This window comes from Hydrogenophaga borbori (assembly GCF_003417535.1).
Taxonomy (GTDB): Bacteria; Pseudomonadota; Gammaproteobacteria; order Burkholderiales; family Burkholderiaceae_C; genus Hydrogenophaga; species Hydrogenophaga borbori.
The window spans coordinates 53551-69301 of record NZ_QVLS01000002.1; the positions used below are offsets into that span (position 1 = coordinate 53551).

The window sequence follows — 15751 nt, forward strand, 5'->3', positions numbered from 1 at the left end:
TGGGGCGGCGGTCTCTCACCGATCCGGCCAGGCGCAGCGAGTTCGCGCGGAGCGCCTGGCGCCATTGTCGTGGCCTGTCGCCTCAGTAGACTCGCGGCCCATGAAACGCTTGGAAGAGTTGCTTTTCACCCAGGGCTTCGGCACCCGTCGCGTGTGCCGCGGCCTGGTGCAGCAGGGGCGCGTGCGCGTCGGTTCGCCGCCGCAGCCTTGCCTGGACCCCGACGCGCTGTTCGAGCCGCAGGGCTTCGCGTTCGAGGTGGAAGGGGTGCCCTGGACCTGGCACGAGCGCGCCTACCTGGCGCTGCACAAGCCCGCTGGCTTTGAGTGTTCCCAGCGTCCCGGCGCGCACCCCAGCGTCTATACCCTGCTCCCCGCGCCGCTGCGCCAGCGCGGCGGTGGCGCGGCCGCAGGGGTGCAGGCCGTCGGCCGGCTCGACCACGACACGACGGGGCTGCTGCTGCTGTCCGACGACGGCGCGTTCATCCACCGCCTCACCTCGCCCCGCCACCACGTGCCCAAGGTGTACGAGGTCAGCTTGCGCCACGGCATGGACGGCCCGGCCTGTCAGCGGCTGCTCGACGGTGTGGTGCTCGACGACGATCCCCGGCCGGTGCGGGCGGCCGGCGCGACCTTGGTGGACGCTCACCACCTGCGGCTGGTGCTCACCGAGGGCAAGTACCACCAGGTCAAGCGCATGGTGGCCGCGGTGGGCAACCGCGTGGAGGCGCTGCACCGTTCGGCCATTGGCGCGTTGAGCCTGCCGCCGGATATGGCCCCGGGCCATTGGCGCTGGCTCACGCCAGAGGAAGTGCAGGGTTTGCGCGGGCGCTGAACGGCGCGCCGCGCGGGCCGTTCAGAGCAGATCGCCCTTGCGGCTGTCCAGCGGCATCAGGAAGGAATTGTTGTCCTGCCACTGCGAGTGGTAGTCGCTGCTGCGCGCGTCGGGCACGCTGTTGGGCCAGCTGGACAAGGGATTGAAGTCGCTGTGCGAGCGCGTGCTGCGCTGGCGGTTGAGCGCGCTGCGCAGGTTGGTCTGGGCCGCGATGATGGCGCGCTCTTCCATCTCGCGTTCACGCATGGCGCGGTTGAGTTCGGATTCACCCAGGAACTCGGCGCGGATCTCGGCCACCGTGGGCAGGCTGTTGGAGCGCACCACCCAGTACGGCAGGCCGATCTGGCTCAACAGGGAATGCTTGAGCGCGCGCGTGCTGCGGGGAATGCCCGCAGGACCCGGCACGTCCAGGCAGCCGATGACGCGGCCATCGGACTTGCAGACGGTGAAGGTGCAGTACACACCGCCCAGAAGCCGGTACCACTCCATACCTTCCTCGCGTTGGCGGGGCAGGGTGAAGCGCGTCACCGGCAGCTTGATCATGACGTGGTGGTCGTAGAAGGCCCGCGCCAGCCAGTGCCAGACGCGGGCTTCCTCGCTGTTGGCCAGCGGACGCCCGGTCAGCGGCCAATGCTTGGGCAGGCGGCGCTTCTGCCGCGCCTGGCGCTCCGCCCAGGCCCGATGCGCCAGCGCACCCACCGCCAGCAGGGCGGGTACGAGGGCGGCGATCAGCCAGGGGTGGGTCCAGATGCTCATGCGTTGGGGTCAGGGGCGACCAAGATGTATCAAAGTGTATAGAGGTGCCGGACGCGCCGGGTATCCGCCTTGGGGCAAAGCCGGGCCGCTCGTGATTTGTTTGGTGATTTGGCGGCCAGGCTGTGGTCTGCAGGCTGCGGGGCGCGGGGTGGGAACGGGGCGGGCGAGGCGATTGTGGGGTGGGATGGGGCGCGCTCCCTCCCTCAGAGAAAGGAATCCCCGCTCAGGCCGTGATGGAAGACCGGAACCAGTGTTCAAGTGCCTCGGTGAGTTCGTGTGGTTTGTCACGGTGCGGGCTGTGTCCGCAATCCTGAAGGGTCAGGACGTCGGCGTGGGGCACTTGTTCCCGCACGCGATGTAACTGTTGCAGCGTGCCGTATTCGTCTTGCTCGCCCTGCACCAGGAGCAGCGGGGCGCGGATGTCCGCGCAGGCGCCCAGGATGTCGAAGTCGCGAAAGGCCGGGCTGAGCCAGATGTCGTTCCACTGCCAGAAGGCGTTGTCCACGTCGCGGTGGTAACGGGCCAGGCGCTGGCGAAGGCCGCGCGGGTCGTCGTGCGTGGCCAGGTACTGGTCGCGCGCCTGGGCTATGGACCGAATGGACACGTCTTCGACGAAGGCGTGCGGTGCGATGGCGACGCAGCCCGCCACCGGGTACCGGCTGGCGTGCAGCAGGGCAATGGTGGCCCCGTCGGAATGGCCCACGAGCACCGGTTCGCGCAGGCCCAGTCGGGACAGCAGCAGGGGCAGCACCTCGAAGGCCTCGCGGTGCATGTAGTCGGGCTCGTGGCGGCCGATGTGCCAGAAGCCGTCCTGGCGCGGCGTGCCGCGCACGTCGGCCACCGGGTCCGATTGGCCGTAGCCGCGGCGTGAGAACAGCCAGCCGGCGCGCCCGCTGGCGCGGCACAGCGCTTCGGGCCAAAACAGGTTCCGCTGGGTCCACATGGCGACGCTGCCCAGGCCTTCGTGCAAGAACACCAGGGGGGCGGGGCCGGATGGACCAGGAATGTGGGCGGCCTCCAGCCGCACGCCGTGAATGTCGATGCGATCCATGGGCGACATCCTAGCGGCCGGTTGGTCGGCGCTTGCGGGTATTCTTCGCGCCATGCGAGCGATGTTCGATGCCTTCTGGCGGGCGGTGGCCTACTGCCTGCACCCGCGCGTGATCGCGCTGTCCTTCCTCCCTCTGGTGCTCATGGTGGCCTTGTCGTTCGCCCTGGGCTATTTCTTCTGGGATGGGGCGGTGGCCTCCGTCATGGCCTGGTTCGAAGCCTTCGACCTGGTGCAGGCCTTCCTGGGCTGGCTGGAGCGCATGGGCATGGGATCGCTGCGAGCGGTGTTCGCGCCGCTCATCGTGCTGGTGCTGGCCACGCCGGTGATCGTGCTGCTGTGCCTGCTGCTGGTGGCCGTGTTCATGACGCCCGCGATGGTCGATCTCGTGGGGCAACGCCGCTTTGCCCATCTCGAGAAGCGGCGCGGTGGCTCGTTCATCGTGAGCGTGTTCTGGTCGCTGGGCTCGACGCTGCTGGCGGTGGTGGTGCTGGTGCTGTCCATGCCACTGTGGCTGGTGCCGCCCCTGGTGCTGATCCTGCCGCCGCTGATCTGGGGCTGGCTCACCTACCGCGTGTTCGCGTTCGATGCCCTGGCCACGCACGCCAGTGGCGACGAGCGCCGGCGCATCATGCGCGAGCACCGCGGCACGCTGCTGTTGATGGGGGTGCTCTGCGGCTACCTGGGCGCCGCGCCCAGCCTGCTGTGGGCCTCGGGTGCCATGTTCATCGCCCTGGCGCCGCTGCTGGTGCCGGTGGCAATCTGGGTCTACACGCTGGTGTTCGCGTTCGCGTCGCTGTGGTTCGCCCACTACGCGCTGACCGCCCTGGAACGTCTGCGCGCCGTCGTGCCGGTCGAGGTGGTACCGGTCGAGCCCACGCTGGAGCCCCCAGCGCCGCCGCCCAGCCCCGACCCGCTGCCCTTGCCGCCCACCGCGCCCGCGCCATGAGCACCGGTTTCGGTCTGATCATCGTCGGCGACGAGATCCTGTCGGGCAAGCGGCAGGACAAGCACCTGCCCAGGGTGGCCGAGTTGCTCGCCGAGCGCGGGCTGGCGCTGTCCTGGGCGCAGGTGGTGGGCGACGAGCGCGCGCGCATCACCGCCGTGCTGCGGGCGGCCTTCGAGGGCCGCGAGCCGGTTTTCTGCTGCGGCGGCATTGGCGCCACGCCCGACGACCACACCCGCCAGTGCGCGGCGGCGGCCCTGGGCGTGGAGCTCGCGCTGCATCCCGAGGCGGCGCGGCTCATCGAAGAGCGCATGCGCGACGTGGCGGCCGAACAGGGCGTGCCCTTCGAGCCCGAGCGGCCGGACAACGTGCACCGCTACAACATGGGCGTGTTTCCCGTGGGCGCCAGCCTCATTCCGAACCCGTACAACAAGATCCCCGGCTTCAGCTGCCGCGGCCCTGGCGGCGCCGAGGTGCACTTCGTGCCCGGCTTCCCGGTGATGGCCTGGCCCATGCTGGCCTGGGTGCTCGACCAACGCTACAGCCACCTGCACCGGCAAGGCGCCTGGCGCGAGCGCTCGGTGATCGTCATGGGGGCCATGGAAGCGGCGCTGACCCCGCTGATGGAACAGATCGAAGCCGCACACGCGGTCAAGGTGTTCAGCCTGCCCAGCGTGGACCACCCCACCTACGGTCGCCACATCGAGCTGGGCGTCAAGGGCGCCGCGCCCGACGTCGAACCCGCCTTTGCCGAGCTGCTGGCCGGCCTGCGCGCGTGCAAGGCCGAAATGGGCCCCGAGTTGGTGCGTCCTTGAAAATCTCCAAAACGGTGCATGAATGCACCACTAAGGTGATAAATGCGGCGGCCAGCCGGTGCCAAGGCGGTGCGTGTGCACCTGGGGGCGCCGTCGCATGGCATGGAAACTGCATGCCATGCCCCCGAAGTACCTTTTCAACCCACCCTTCCAGATACAGGAGCAATTGATGGCCAAGACCGTCGCAGACGTGATGCAGATGGTGAAGGACAACGAAGTCAAATTCGTCGACTTCCGCTTCACCGACACCCGCGGCAAGGAGCAGCACGTCACCGTGCCGATTTCGGCTTTCGACGAGGACAAGTTCACCTCGGGCCACGCCTTCGACGGTTCGTCCATCGCCGGCTGGAAGGGCATCGAGGCCTCGGACATGCAGCTCATGCCCGACCCGAACACCGCCAACATCGACCCGTTCTTCGAAGAGACCACCCTGTTCCTGCAGTGCGACGTGGTCGAGCCCAGCGACGGCAAGGCCTATGACCGCGACCCGCGCTCCATCGCCCGCCGCGCCGAGGCCTACCTGAAGGCGTCCGGGCTGGGCGACACCGCCTTCTTCGGACCGGAACCCGAGTTCTTCATCTTCGACGGCGTGCGCTGGAGCAACGAGCCCGGCCGCGTGATGTTCGAGATCGAAGAGTACGAAGCACCCTGGAACAGCGGCGCCAAGCTGGAAGGCGGCAACCGCGGCCACCGCCCCACCGTCAAGGGCGGCTATTTCCCGGTGCCCCCGGTCGACAGCACGCAGGACATGCGCGCCGAGATGTCCCTGATCCTCGAATCCCTGGGCATCCCCGTCGAGGTGTTCCACCACGAGGTGGCGGGCGCCGGTCAGAACGAGATCGGCACCAAGTTCAGCACGCTGGTCGAGCGCGCCGACTGGACCCAGGTCCTGAAGTACGTGGTCTGGAACGTGGCCAACGCCTACGGCAAGACCGCCACCTTCATGCCCAAGCCCTATGCCGGTGACAACGGCTCGGGCATGCACGTGCACCAGTCCATCTGGAAGGATGGCAAGAACCTGTTCGCTGGCGACGGCTACGCCGGCCTGAGCGACTTCGCGCTGTACTACATCGGTGGCATCATCAAGCACGCCCGCGCGCTCAACGCGATCACCAACCCCGGCACCAACAGCTACAAGCGCCTGGTGCCCGGCTTCGAAGCCCCGGTGAAGCTGGCCTACAGCTCGCGCAACCGCTCGGCCTCCATCCGCATCCCGCACGTGGCGAACCCCAAGGGCCGCCGCATCGAGGCGCGTTTCCCCGATCCCTCGGCCAACCCTTACCTGTGCTTCTCGGCACTGATGATGGCCGGCCTGGATGGCGTGGAGAACAAGATCCACCCGGGCGAGGCCGCCACCAAGGACCTGTACCACCTGCCGCCCGAGGAGGACAAACTGGTCCCCACCGTGTGCCACAGCCTGGACCAGGCCCTGGAGTACCTCGACAAGGACCGCGCCTTCCTGACCAAGGGTGGCGTGTTCACCGACTCCATGCTGGACGCCTACATCGAACTCAAGATGGCCGAGGTGACGCGCTTTCGCATGGCGCCTCACCCGGTCGAGTACGACATGTACTACAGCCTCTGATGGCCGGCCCGCGCGAGCGGGCCCGCATTCGCAGAAGGGACGGCTCCGGCCGTCCCTTTTTCTTGGGCGCACGTCGCTGCGGGTTCGCCCCCGGCACTTTCGCCGGGCAATTGCGTCATACTGCCCCGCGCTCACCCTTGCTGGAGGTTCCGTGTCCGTTGTCCCGTCCCGTCCGATGCCCCGCCTGCCGCTGGTCCTGGCGGCCTTGCTGGCCACGCCGGCCATGGCGCAGGACACCATCTACCGCTGCGGCAACGAGTACACCAACAACGCCGCCGTGGCCAAGCAGCGTGGCTGCACGCCGCTGCAGGGGGGCAATGTCACCGTCATCGAAGGCACGCGCCCCAGCCCGGCCGCCGCGCCGCGCAACCCCAGCGCCGGTGGCGGCAGCGGCAGCGCGCCGCGTGTGGACAACGCCGCGCAGCGTGCCCGCGACGCGGACGCCCGCGCCATTCTCGAGACCGAGCTGCGGCGGGCCGAAGAACGGCTCGCCGAGGCGCAGAAGGCCTACGCCAACGGGGAGCCCGAAAAACAGGGCATCGAGAGCCGCAACTACCAGCGCTACCTTGACCGGGTGGCCGAACTGAAGGCCGCCGTCGCGCGCGCCGAGAGCGACGTGGCCGGCCTGCGACGCGAACTGCAGCGCCTGGGACCCGCCGCCAACTGAGCTCTGCGGGCAGGGCGCTGGCGCCGCGGCTTCTGCCGCACAATGGGCGGCTTGAAAACGCCCGACGCCACCTCCCTCATCCACCTCGTCGCCCGGCGCGGCGCGGCGCCCAAGGAGCCCGCCGCTCACCCGCGCTTCCAGGCGCTCGATCTGCTGGCCACCCTGGTGGCGGTGGTGGACCACCAGGGCCGCGTGCTCTTCGCCAATGCCGTGCTGGAAGACGCGCTGGGCCTGTCCCGGCGCAGCATCACCGGCGCGCAGCTGCAGGACTGCTTCACCGAACCCGTGCTGCTCGACAACGCCCTGAAGGGCGCGCGCGACAACGAGTTCGCGGCCTTGCGCTACGACGCCCACCTGCGTCGCCTCAACCACGACGCGCTGTCCGTGCACGTCGTCGTGGCCCAGACCGAGGGCACAGGCGAGGTGGTGGTGGAAATGCTGCCGCTGGAGCAGCAGACGCGCCAGGAGCGCGAGGCGCGCCTGCTCGACCAGGCCCAGGCCAACAAGGAGCTCATCCGCAACCTGGCGCATGAGATCAAGAACCCGCTGGGTGGCATCCGCGGCGCGGCGCAGCTGCTGCAGATGGAGCTGCAGGCCAAGGAGCTGATCGAGTACACCCAGGTCATCGTCCACGAGGCCGACCGCCTGCAATCGCTGGTCGATCGGCTGCTGGCGCCGCACCGCCGCCCGCATGTGGTGGGCGACGTCAACATCCATGAGGTCTGCGAGCGCGTGCGCGCGCTCATCCTGGCCGAGTTCCCCAGGGGCTTGCGGGTGGTGCGCGACTACGACACCTCCATCCCCGAATTCCGCGGCGACCGTGAGCAGTTGATACAGGCGGTGCTCAACATCGCGCACAACGCGGCCCAGGCGCTGGCCGAGCGCATCGAGGCGGGCGATGCGCGCATCACCTTCCGCACGCGCGTGGGCCGCCAGCTCACCTTTGGCAAGCAGCGCTACCGGCTGGCACTGGAATTGCATGTCATCGACAACGGGCCCGGTGTGCCGGACTCGATCAAGGACCGCATCTTTTTCCCGTTGGTATCGGGACGCGAGGGCGGCTCCGGCCTGGGGCTGACGCTGGCGCAGACCTTCGTGCAGCAGCACCATGGCCTGATCGAGTGCGAGAGCGCGCCGGGGGAGACGGATTTCAAGATCCTGATCCCGCTGCCCTGACCGATTCGACACGCACGCGCTTGCGCGACTGAAGGGACGACCGATACATGAAGCCGATCTGGATAGTGGATGACGACCAGTCCATCCGCTTCGTTCTCGAGAAGGCTTTGCTCCGAGAGAACCTGCCCACCCGCAGTTTCACGAGCGCGCCAGAAGTGCTCAAGGCCCTGAGCGACCCGGGCGACACCGACGGACCGCAGATCCTGGTGAGCGACATCCGCATGCCGGGGGGCTCCGGCCTGGATCTGCTGGAGAAGGTCAAGGCGCGTTTCCCGCTGCTGCCCGTCATCATCATGACGGCCTTCTCCGACCTCGACAGCGCGGTCGCGGCCTTCCAGGGCGGCGCCTTCGAGTACCTGCCCAAACCCTTCGACCTGACCAAGGCGGTCGAATTGATCCGCCGCGCGGTGGACGAAAGCCTGCGCGAGGAGGTGTCCGAGGAGCGGCTGAGCGCGGCACCCGAGATGCTGGGCCAGGCCCCGGCCATGCAGGACGTCTTCCGCGCCATCGGCCGCCTCAGCCAGAGCCAGGTCACGGTGCTGATCACGGGCGAGTCGGGTTCGGGCAAGGAGCTGGTGGCGCGCGCGCTGCACAAGCACTCGCCGCGCGCCAACGGCCCCTTCGTCGCGATCAACACCGCCGCCATTCCCAAGGATCTGCTGGAGAGCGAGCTGTTCGGCCACGAGCGCGGCGCCTTCACCGGCGCGCAGACCATGCGCCGTGGCCGCTTCGAGCAGGCCGACGGTGGCACGCTGTTCCTCGACGAGATCGGCGACATGCCTTTCGACCTGCAGACGCGCCTGCTGCGCGTGCTGTCCGACGGACACTTCTACCGCGTGGGGGGGCACAGCGCGGTGCGCGCCAACGTGCGCGTCATCGCCGCCACGCACCAGAACCTCGAGCAACGGGTGAAGGAAGGCGTGTTCCGCGAGGACCTGTTCCACCGCCTCAACGTCATCCGCTTGCGCCTGCCCGCGCTGCGCGAGCGCCGGGAAGACATCCCGATGCTCACGCGCTTCTTCCTGCAGCAAAGCGCCAAGCAGCTCGGCGTGGAGCCCAAGCGCATCGCCGAGTCAGCGCTCAAGCTGCTGGGTGGCTTCGACTTCCCCGGCAACGTGCGCCAGCTCGAGAACGTCTGCCACTGGCTGACCGTGATGGCGCCGGCCCAGGTGATCGAAGTGAAGGACCTGCCGCCCGAGGTGCTCCATGCCGTCGGTGCGACCGAGGTGTCGGGTGTGGTGGCCAGCGCGCCGGTGCCGGCCACGCGGCCGGTGGAGCCGGTGGCCGTGAGCGGGTACGCGACGGCGGCGCCCGGGGCGCCGGCGCCCCAGGCCACCTCCGTTGCCGTGGACGCGCCGCCGGCGGAAAGCGTGCCGGCCGCCTGGGAGGCCGGCCTTCAGGCCGAGGCCATGGCCTTGCTGGAAAATGGCCGCACCGATGTGTGGGACGTGCTCACGCGGCGCTTCGAGACCCGGCTGATCCAGACCGCGCTCGCGAACACCCGCGGGCGGCGCATCGAGGCCGCGCACAAGCTGGGCATCGGCCGCAACACCATCACGCGAAAGATCCAGGAACTGGGGATGGAGTGATCCACCCCATGAGGCGGTTCAGCCGAGCGTGAGCACCACCGGCGCGTGATCGCTGGGCTGCGGGTTCTTCCGCGGCAGCCGGTCGATCTGGCAGGCGATCACGCGGCCGCGCAAGGCCTCGCTCACGAGGATGTGGTCGATGCGCAGCCCCCGGTTCTTCTGGAAGCCGAGCATGCGATAGTCCCACCACGAGTAGCTCTTCTCGGGCTGGTCAAACAGGCGGAAGGCGTCCGTCAAGCCCAACTGGAGCAAGGCCTGGAAGTGCTGGCGTTCTTCCACCGTGTGGTGGATCGTGTCCTTCAAGCCCACGGGGTCGTAGGAGTCGCGGTCTTCAGGGGCGACGTTGAAGTCGCCGAGCAGCACCAGTCGGCGGTGCACCTTCAGCTCCTCTTGCAGCCAGCGGTGCAGGGCCTCCAGCCAGCGCATCTTGTAGGCGAACTTCTCGGTGCCGGGCGCCTGGCCGTTGACGAAGTAGCAGTTGACCAGGCGCAGGGGCCCGTCCGGTGTGTCCAAGGTCCCCGCGATCACGCGCGATTGGTCGTCGGTGTGCTGCGGGATGTTGCGCACCACATCCGTGATCGGCGTGCGGCTCAGGATCGCCACCCCGTTGTACGTCTTCTGCCCGAAGGCCGCGGCGTGGTAACCGGCCTCTTTCAGGGCATCGAACGGGAACTTCTCGTCCACCAGCTTGAGCTCTTGCAGGCCGAGGGCGTCGACGGGGTTGGCGGCGAGCCAATCCAGCACCTGGGGCAGGCGCACGGCGAGGGAGTTGATGTTCCAGGTGGCGAGCTTCATGGTTCTTGCGGTTGCGGATCGGCTCGCCCTGTCGGACGGTCGTGGCTGACGAAGGCGAAGGGCAGGCCGTTCGCGGCGGTGTGGGCCTCGCGCGCCGTTTCGCGCCACTCGGGGCCCAGCGCGGGCATGAAGGCATCACCCTCGAAGTCGCGCGCGATCTCGGTCACCTCCACACGCTGCGCGCGTGGCAGGGCCTGGCGGTAGACCTCGGCGCCGCCGATCACCCAGACCTCGGACGCATCGGCGCACAGGGCCAGCGCTTCGTCGATCGAGCCCACCCGCAGGGCGCCCTCGGCCCGCCACGACGGATCGCGCGTGAGCACGAGATTGCGGCGCCCCGGCAGCGGCCGAAAGCGCGGCGGCAGCGAGTCCCAGGTCTTGCGGCCCATGAGCACCGGGTGGCCCAGGGTCTGGCGCTTGAAGTGCGCCAGGTCCTCGGGCAGGTGCCAGGGCAGGGCGTTGTCCTTGCCTATCACGCCGTTCGCGGCGCGGGCATAGATCAGGTGGATGCGCGGCATGGCGTTCAGACCGCGACGGGCGCCTTGATGGCCGCGTGGTGCTGGTAGTCCAGGATCTCGAAGTCCTCGAGCGTGTAGTCGAAGATCGAGCCGGGGCGGCGCTTGATGCGCAGCGTGGGGTAGGGGTAGGGCTCGCGCGAGAGCTGTTCCTGCACCTGCTCGCGGTGGTTGCTGTAGATGTGGCAGTCGCCGCCCGTCCAGATGAACTCGCCCACCTCCAGGTCGCACTGCTGCGCGAGCATGTGCGTGAGCAGGGCGTAGCTGGCGATGTTGAACGGCACGCCGAGGAAGATGTCCGCGCTGCGCTGGTAGAGCTGGCAGCTCAGTTTGCCGTCGGCCACATAAAACTGGAAGAAGGCGTGGCAGGGCATCAGCGCCATCTTGTTCAGGTCGGCCACGTTCCAGGCGCTGACGATGATGCGGCGCGAATCGGGGTTGGTCTTGAGCTGCTTGACCACCTCGGCGATCTGGTCGATGTGGCCGCCGTCGGGCGTGGGCCAGCTGCGCCACTGCACGCCGTACACCGGGCCGAGGTCGCCGTCTTCGCGCGCCCATTCGTCCCAGATGGTGCAGCCGCGCTCCTGCAGCCACTTCACATTGCTGTCGCCACGCAGGAACCACAGCAGCTCCACGATGATGGCCTTGGTGAAGACCTTCTTGGTGGTGACCAGGGGGAAGCCTTCCTTCAGGTCGAAGCGCATCTGGTGCCCGAACACGCTGACGGTGCCGGTGCCGGTGCGATCGGTCTTGGGCACGCCCGTGGTGAACACGTGGCGCATGAAGTCTTCGTATTGGGAGCGGGCGGGGCGGGGGGCTGTCATGGGGATGGCGCGGGAGAGGTGGCGCGGGTCGCCGGCATTGTGCACCGGCCCGTGCCCCCCCGTCAGCGCTGCGCGGATACCGGCTGCAGCAGCAGGGGCGAAGGCGCCGTCAACCGCGCGTCGAAGGGGTGCTCGGTGATGGCGAAGAAGCGCTGGATGCGGCGGACGTAGTCGCGCGTTTCGGCGAAGGGTGGCACGCCGCCGTACTTGTCCACCGCACCCTCGCCCGCGTTGTAGGCCGCCACGGCCAGCGGCACCTGGCCACGGAAGTAGGACAGCAGCCAGCGCAGGTAGGCCATGCCGCCGCGGATGTTCTGCTCGGCGTCGAAGGGCTTGCTGACCGCGAAGCGCGCCGCCGTCTCGGGGATCAGCTGCATCAGCCCCTGGGCGTTCTTGTCGGAGACGGCGTTGACGTTGAAGTTGGATTCGGCGCGGATGACCGCGTAGACCAGCCCGGGCTCCAGGCCGTAGCGCGGCGCGAGCTTGTAGACGATCTTCATGATGCGCTGCTGCTCGGCCGTGTCCACGTGCGCGCGGTAGGCGGTGGACAGGGCCTGCTTCTCCTCGGCCTGGCGCTGCTGCTCGGCCTGGTCGGCGGCGAGGCGGGCCTCGCGCGCCTCGGCCTCGCGCACGCAGTCGGGCTTGTCGGCGGGCACGCCCAGGCGCTGGAACATGGCCTCGGCCTTGTCGTCGCCCAGCAGGGCGGCGCGCGCGAACCAGTGGGCGGCCAGGCCGTCGTTGCGCGGGACGCCGCGGCCGTTGGCGTGGATCCAGCCGAGGTTCCAGGCCGAGGGCGCGTCGCCGGCCAGCGCGGCCTGGCAGTACAGGCGCATGGCCGCCGCCATGTCGCGCGCCACGCCTTCGCCGTGTTCCAGCGCGACGGCCTGCTCGCGCCAGGCCTGGCGTTCGCTGGCGTCGGCCGCCGCTTGCGCGGGGCCCCCGAGCAGGCCCAGGGCGAGCGCGCCCAGGGCGAGCCGCGAGGCGCCGCGGGGCCGGTCGGGCCGGCCCGCGGGCACCGCTCCCTCGAGGGGGGCGCGCGACGCGTGGCGAAGGTGTGTCACTGGATCACTCGGCCGGGGTTGAGGCGGTTGTGGGGGTCGATGGCCTGCTTGATGCGGCGCATCAGCGCGAGCGCGACCGGGTCCTTGAAGTGCGCCAGGTGCTCCACCTTGAGGCTGCCCACGCCGTGCTCGGCGCTGATCGAACCATCGTAGCGAGCCACCGCGTCGAACACCAGTTGGTTGACCCGCGTTTCCTGTGTCTGCAGGAACTTTTTGGCATCTTCGCCGGCCGGCGCCTGGACGTTGTAGTGAAGGTTGCCGTCGCCCAGGTGGCCGAAGTTGACCAGGCGCACACCCGGGATCTCGCGCGCCAGCCGGGCGTCGGTCTCGTCGCAGAAGGCGGGGATGCGCGACACCGGCAGGCTGATGTCGTGCTTGATGTTCAGGCCTTCCTGCGCCTGCGCGAGCGGGATGCTCTCGCGGATGTGCCACAGGCCACGCGCCTGGGCGATGGACTCGGCCACCACGGCGTCGCTCACCAGGCCCCGCTCGATGGCGGCCTCCAGCAGGCCTTCGAACTGGGTGCGGGCGTGGTCCTCGCCCTCGCTGTCGCTGTTTTCCAGCAGCACGCAGTACGGCGACTGCCGCCACAGCGGCACGCGCAATGGCGGCATGTGCCGGTCGACCAGCGAGAGCGCGAACTGGCCCATCACCTCGAAGCCGGTGAGCCCGGCGGCCAGGCGCTGCTGCGCCAGGCCCAACAGGTCCACGGCGGACTGCAGCGTGGGCACGGCCGCCCAGGCCGTGAGCCTGGCCGCGGGCGGCGGAAAGAGCTTGAGCGTGGCCGCGGTGATGACGCCCAGCGTGCCCTCGCTGCCCACGAACAGGTCGCGCAGGTCGTAGCCGGTGTTGTCCTTGCGCAGGCCGGTGAGGCCATGCCAGACCTCACCCTCGGGCGTCACCACCTCCAGGCCCAGGCAGAGCTCGCGCGCGTTGCCGTAGCGCAGCACCTGGGTGCCGCCGGCGTTGGTGGCGAGGTTGCCACCGATGGTGCAGCTGCCCTCGGCCGCCAGGCTCAGCGGGAACAGCAGGCCCTCGGCCTCGGCCGCCTGCTGCACGGACTGCAGCACGCAGCCGGCCTCCACGGTCATGGTGAGATTGGCGCGGTCGATGGCGCGCACGGCGTTCATGCGCTGCAGGCTCAGCACCACCTGGGTGCCGCTGCCGTCGGGCACCGAGCCCACCACCAGGCCGGTGTTGCCGCCCTGGGGCACCAGGCTGGCGCCGTGCGCGGCGCAGGCGCGGACCACGGCGGCCACCTCGGCGGTGGAGCCGGGGCGCACCACCCCCAGGGCGTGGCCGTGCGCGCGCTGTCGCCAGTCGCGTTCGTAGGCGCTCAGGTCGTGGGTGTCGCGCGTGAGCACATGCGCGGCGCCCACCACCTCGCGCAGGGTGGCCAGCAAGGCGCCGCTCATGGCTGGCCGGCCGCGCGCTCGGCGGCCTCGTTGGCGGCGGCCACGTCGGCCGCCACGGCTTCGGGACCGGCGGCGCGCAGGCGGATGCGCACGTGCAGCGCGCAGGCCACGAAGAGCAGCAGGCACAGCAGGGTCTGCCCGGCGGCCAGGGCCGTGGACAGGGCGCTTTCGCCGCTGGTGGCGCGCACCACGCCTTCGGTGAAGTACAGCCAGACCAGCAGGCTGAGCCAGCGGTACGTGTACATGCGGTTCTTGAGCAGGCCGGCCAGCGGCAGGGTCAGTGGCAGCACCTTCAGCGCCCACCAGGAGCCGCCTTCGCGCAGCGGCGCGAGCCACAGTTCCCAGGCCAGGCCCAGCGCGATCAGGCCGACGAGGCAGGCCACCGCGAGGCGGCGGGTGAAGGCCACGCGCGAAGCCGTGGTGGAGTCGATGGAAGGCATGCGGGCGGGGCGAAAAACGAGGCTGGCATGATACCGGCATGACCCTGTCCGAGCGCCTCGACACCCTGCGCGAACTGGCGCGCGACGCCTGGCACGGCGCGCTGCGTTTTCCCTGGCGCACCACGGCCATCACCCTGCGCGAGCGCTTCCGAGAGGACCGGCTGGGCATCACCGCCAGCAGCCTGACCTTCACCACCACCATCTCGCTGGTGCCGCTGTTCACGGTGGCGCTGGCCATCTTCAGCGCCTTTCCCATGTTCGATCGCCTGCAGCGCAACCTGCAGCGCAACCTGGTGGAAAGTCTGGTGCCCGAGAGCATCGCGCGCCCGGTGCTGATGTACCTGAACCAGTTCGCGGCCAAGGCCACGCAGATGGGCGGCGCGGGCGCGCTGGCGCTGCTGGTGACGGCGCTGGCGCTCATTCTCACCATCGACCGCAAGCTCAACGACATCTGGCGCGTGCGCCAGCCGCGCCCGGTGACGCAGCGCATCCTGGTGTACTGGGCCGTTCTCACGCTGGGGCCGCTGCTGCTGACGGCCAGCACGGCGGCCACCACTTACGCCATCGGCAGCGCGCGCCACGCGGCGGCGCTGCCCGCCCCGCTGGGCTTCCTGCTCGACTCGCTGCAGCTGCTGCTGGTGACCGGCGGCCTGGCGGCCCTGTACCGCTACGTGCCGAACACGCGCGTGCGCTGGAGCCATGCGCTGGCGGGCGGCTTCTTCGCTGCGGTGGCGCTGGAACTGGCCAAGGAGCTGCTGGCCTGGTACCTGAAGCAGGTGCCGACCTTTTCGGTGCTGTACGGCACCTTCGCCACGGCGCCCATCCTGCTGGTGTGGATCTACCTGGCCTGGGTGATCGTGCTGCTGGGCGCGGTGATCGCGGCCTACCTGCCGAGCCTGCTGCGTGGCGTGGCGCGGCGCGGCGATTCGCCGGGCTGGAACTTCCAGCTCGCGCTGGAGGTGCTGGCGCAGCTCAGCGCCGCGCGCGCCGAGGTGCCGCGCGGCCAAAGCCTGGAGGCGCTGGCCGCCTCCCTGCGCGTGGAGGCGCTGCAGCTGGAGGAGCCCGTGGCGGCGCTGGTCGCGCTCGACTGGCTGGGCCGGCTGGACGAGGAGGGCGAGCGCTACGTGCTGCTCATCGACCCCGACCACACGGCGCTGGGCCCCTTGATGGAGCGTCTGCTGCTGGCGCGCCAGGGTCCCACGGCGCGGCTGTGGGAGCAAAGCCGCTGGGCGGGGATGACGGTGGCCGAGGCCCTGCCGGAGGCGATGGCGCTGCGCTGAGGCGCGG

At 69.7% G+C, this 15751-nt stretch carries 16 protein-coding genes; 8 read left to right on the plus strand and 8 right to left on the minus strand.

The window, feature by feature from the left end; all coding sequences use genetic code 11:
* Positions 1-100 precede the first annotated feature (100 nt).
* Positions 101-832 carry a 16S rRNA pseudouridine(516) synthase gene (locus DY262_RS03480; RefSeq protein ID WP_116957602.1) on the plus strand — a complete coding sequence of 244 codons (732 nt, stop codon included), beginning with the start codon at positions 101-103 and terminating at the stop codon, positions 830-832.
* A gap of 21 nt (positions 833-853) precedes the next feature.
* On the opposite strand, the gene DY262_RS03485 is transcribed toward DY262_RS03480, so the two are convergent.
* The gene (locus DY262_RS03485; RefSeq protein WP_070398180.1) at positions 854-1588 is read right to left on the minus strand and encodes a DUF2726 domain-containing protein; all 735 of its coding nucleotides are present in this window, start codon (positions 1586-1588) and stop codon (positions 854-856) included.
* 223 nt (positions 1589-1811) lie between these two features.
* A complete protein-coding gene (locus DY262_RS03490) occupies positions 1812-2639 on the minus strand; it encodes an alpha/beta fold hydrolase (protein ID WP_116957990.1) in 828 nt (275 codons plus the stop codon).
* A gap of 52 nt (positions 2640-2691) precedes the next feature.
* Between DY262_RS03490 and DY262_RS03495 the strand changes: the two genes are divergently transcribed.
* The 6 genes from DY262_RS03495 (at position 2692) to ntrC (ending at position 9414) form a co-directional block, all read left to right on the plus strand.
* Positions 2692-3585 carry an EI24 domain-containing protein gene (locus tag DY262_RS03495; RefSeq protein ID WP_245980793.1) on the plus strand — a complete coding sequence of 298 codons (894 nt, stop codon included), beginning with the start codon at positions 2692-2694 and terminating at the stop codon, positions 3583-3585.
* Positions 3582-4397 carry a competence/damage-inducible protein A gene (locus tag DY262_RS03500; RefSeq protein WP_116957604.1) on the plus strand — a complete coding sequence of 272 codons (816 nt, stop codon included), beginning with the start codon at positions 3582-3584 and terminating at the stop codon, positions 4395-4397. The genes DY262_RS03495 and DY262_RS03500 overlap by 4 nt, the downstream gene beginning before the upstream one ends.
* Before the next feature lie 169 nt (positions 4398-4566).
* Entirely contained in the window at positions 4567-5982 is a 1416-nt protein-coding gene (gene glnA, locus DY262_RS03505) for a type I glutamate--ammonia ligase (RefSeq protein ID WP_116957605.1), read from the plus strand.
* 175 nt (positions 5983-6157) lie between these two features.
* The gene (locus tag DY262_RS03510; protein WP_116957606.1) at positions 6158-6649 is read left to right on the plus strand and encodes a hypothetical protein; all 492 of its coding nucleotides are present in this window, start codon (positions 6158-6160) and stop codon (positions 6647-6649) included.
* A gap of 42 nt (positions 6650-6691) precedes the next feature.
* Positions 6692-7825, plus strand: a complete 1134-nt coding sequence (gene glnL / locus DY262_RS03515) for a nitrogen regulation protein NR(II) (RefSeq protein ID WP_245980798.1) — start codon at positions 6692-6694, stop codon at positions 7823-7825.
* A gap of 47 nt (positions 7826-7872) precedes the next feature.
* Positions 7873-9414: a nitrogen regulation protein NR(I) gene (ntrC, locus tag DY262_RS03520; RefSeq protein WP_116957607.1), complete on the plus strand. Its 1542-nt coding sequence runs from the start codon at positions 7873-7875 to the stop codon at positions 9412-9414.
* Between the two features lie 18 nt (positions 9415-9432).
* Here the strand turns inward: ntrC and xth are convergent, their stop codons facing one another.
* The 6 genes from xth to DY262_RS03550 all read right to left on the minus strand — a co-directional run bounded on the left by xth (position 9433) and on the right by DY262_RS03550 (position 14464).
* Positions 9433-10209 carry an exodeoxyribonuclease III gene (xth, locus tag DY262_RS03525; RefSeq protein WP_116957608.1) on the minus strand — a complete coding sequence of 259 codons (777 nt, stop codon included), beginning with the start codon at positions 10207-10209 and terminating at the stop codon, positions 9433-9435.
* Positions 10206-10727 (minus strand): dihydrofolate reductase, encoded by a 522-nt coding sequence (locus DY262_RS03530; RefSeq protein ID WP_116957609.1) that lies wholly within the window; start codon positions 10725-10727, stop codon positions 10206-10208. The genes xth and DY262_RS03530 overlap by 4 nt, the downstream gene beginning before the upstream one ends.
* A 5-nt stretch (positions 10728-10732) precedes the next feature.
* Entirely contained in the window at positions 10733-11548 is an 816-nt protein-coding gene (locus DY262_RS03535) for a thymidylate synthase (protein WP_116957610.1), read from the minus strand.
* A gap of 62 nt (positions 11549-11610) precedes the next feature.
* Positions 11611-12609 (minus strand): transglycosylase SLT domain-containing protein, encoded by a 999-nt coding sequence (locus DY262_RS03540; protein ID WP_116957611.1) that lies wholly within the window; start codon positions 12607-12609, stop codon positions 11611-11613.
* The gene (locus tag DY262_RS03545) at positions 12606-14024 is read right to left on the minus strand and encodes an FAD-binding oxidoreductase (RefSeq protein WP_116957612.1); all 1419 of its coding nucleotides are present in this window, start codon (positions 14022-14024) and stop codon (positions 12606-12608) included. Before DY262_RS03545 ends, DY262_RS03540 begins: the two co-directional genes overlap by 4 nt.
* Complete coding sequence (locus tag DY262_RS03550; RefSeq protein ID WP_116957613.1) at positions 14021-14464, minus strand: DUF2069 domain-containing protein; 444 nt, start codon at positions 14462-14464, stop codon at positions 14021-14023. Before DY262_RS03550 ends, DY262_RS03545 begins: the two co-directional genes overlap by 4 nt.
* A gap of 38 nt (positions 14465-14502) precedes the next feature.
* Between DY262_RS03550 and DY262_RS03555 the strand changes: the two genes are divergently transcribed.
* Positions 14503-15744 (plus strand): YihY family inner membrane protein, encoded by a 1242-nt coding sequence (locus DY262_RS03555; RefSeq protein WP_116957614.1) that lies wholly within the window; start codon positions 14503-14505, stop codon positions 15742-15744.
* Positions 15745-15751: the final 7 nt, after the last annotated feature.

Bases quoted from the DNA above. Each gene is read 5' to 3' on its own strand.
- DY262_RS03480 (WP_116957602.1), top strand. From the start codon at position 101: ATGAAACGCTTGGAAGAGTTGCTTTTCACCCAGGGCTTCGGCACCCGT.
- DY262_RS03485 (WP_070398180.1), bottom strand. From the start codon at position 1,588: ATGAGCATCTGGACCCACCCCTGGCTGATCGCCGCCCTCGTACCCGCC.
- DY262_RS03490 (WP_116957990.1), bottom strand. From the start codon at position 2,639: ATGGATCGCATCGACATTCACGGCGTGCGGCTGGAGGCCGCCCACATT.
- DY262_RS03495 (WP_245980793.1), top strand. From the start codon at position 2,692: ATGCGAGCGATGTTCGATGCCTTCTGGCGGGCGGTGGCCTACTGCCTG.
- DY262_RS03500 (WP_116957604.1), top strand. From the start codon at position 3,582: ATGAGCACCGGTTTCGGTCTGATCATCGTCGGCGACGAGATCCTGTCG.
- glnA (WP_116957605.1), top strand. From the start codon at position 4,567: ATGGCCAAGACCGTCGCAGACGTGATGCAGATGGTGAAGGACAACGAA.
- DY262_RS03510 (WP_116957606.1), top strand. From the start codon at position 6,158: ATGCCCCGCCTGCCGCTGGTCCTGGCGGCCTTGCTGGCCACGCCGGCC.
- glnL (WP_245980798.1), top strand. From the start codon at position 6,692: ATGGGCGGCTTGAAAACGCCCGACGCCACCTCCCTCATCCACCTCGTC.
- ntrC (WP_116957607.1), top strand. From the start codon at position 7,873: ATGAAGCCGATCTGGATAGTGGATGACGACCAGTCCATCCGCTTCGTT.
- xth (WP_116957608.1), bottom strand. From the start codon at position 10,209: ATGAAGCTCGCCACCTGGAACATCAACTCCCTCGCCGTGCGCCTGCCC.
- DY262_RS03530 (WP_116957609.1), bottom strand. From the start codon at position 10,727: ATGCCGCGCATCCACCTGATCTATGCCCGCGCCGCGAACGGCGTGATA.
- DY262_RS03535 (WP_116957610.1), bottom strand. From the start codon at position 11,548: ATGACAGCCCCCCGCCCCGCCCGCTCCCAATACGAAGACTTCATGCGC.
- DY262_RS03545 (WP_116957612.1), bottom strand. From the start codon at position 14,024: ATGAGCGGCGCCTTGCTGGCCACCCTGCGCGAGGTGGTGGGCGCCGCG.
- DY262_RS03550 (WP_116957613.1), bottom strand. From the start codon at position 14,464: ATGCCTTCCATCGACTCCACCACGGCTTCGCGCGTGGCCTTCACCCGC.
- DY262_RS03555 (WP_116957614.1), top strand. From the start codon at position 14,503: ATGACCCTGTCCGAGCGCCTCGACACCCTGCGCGAACTGGCGCGCGAC.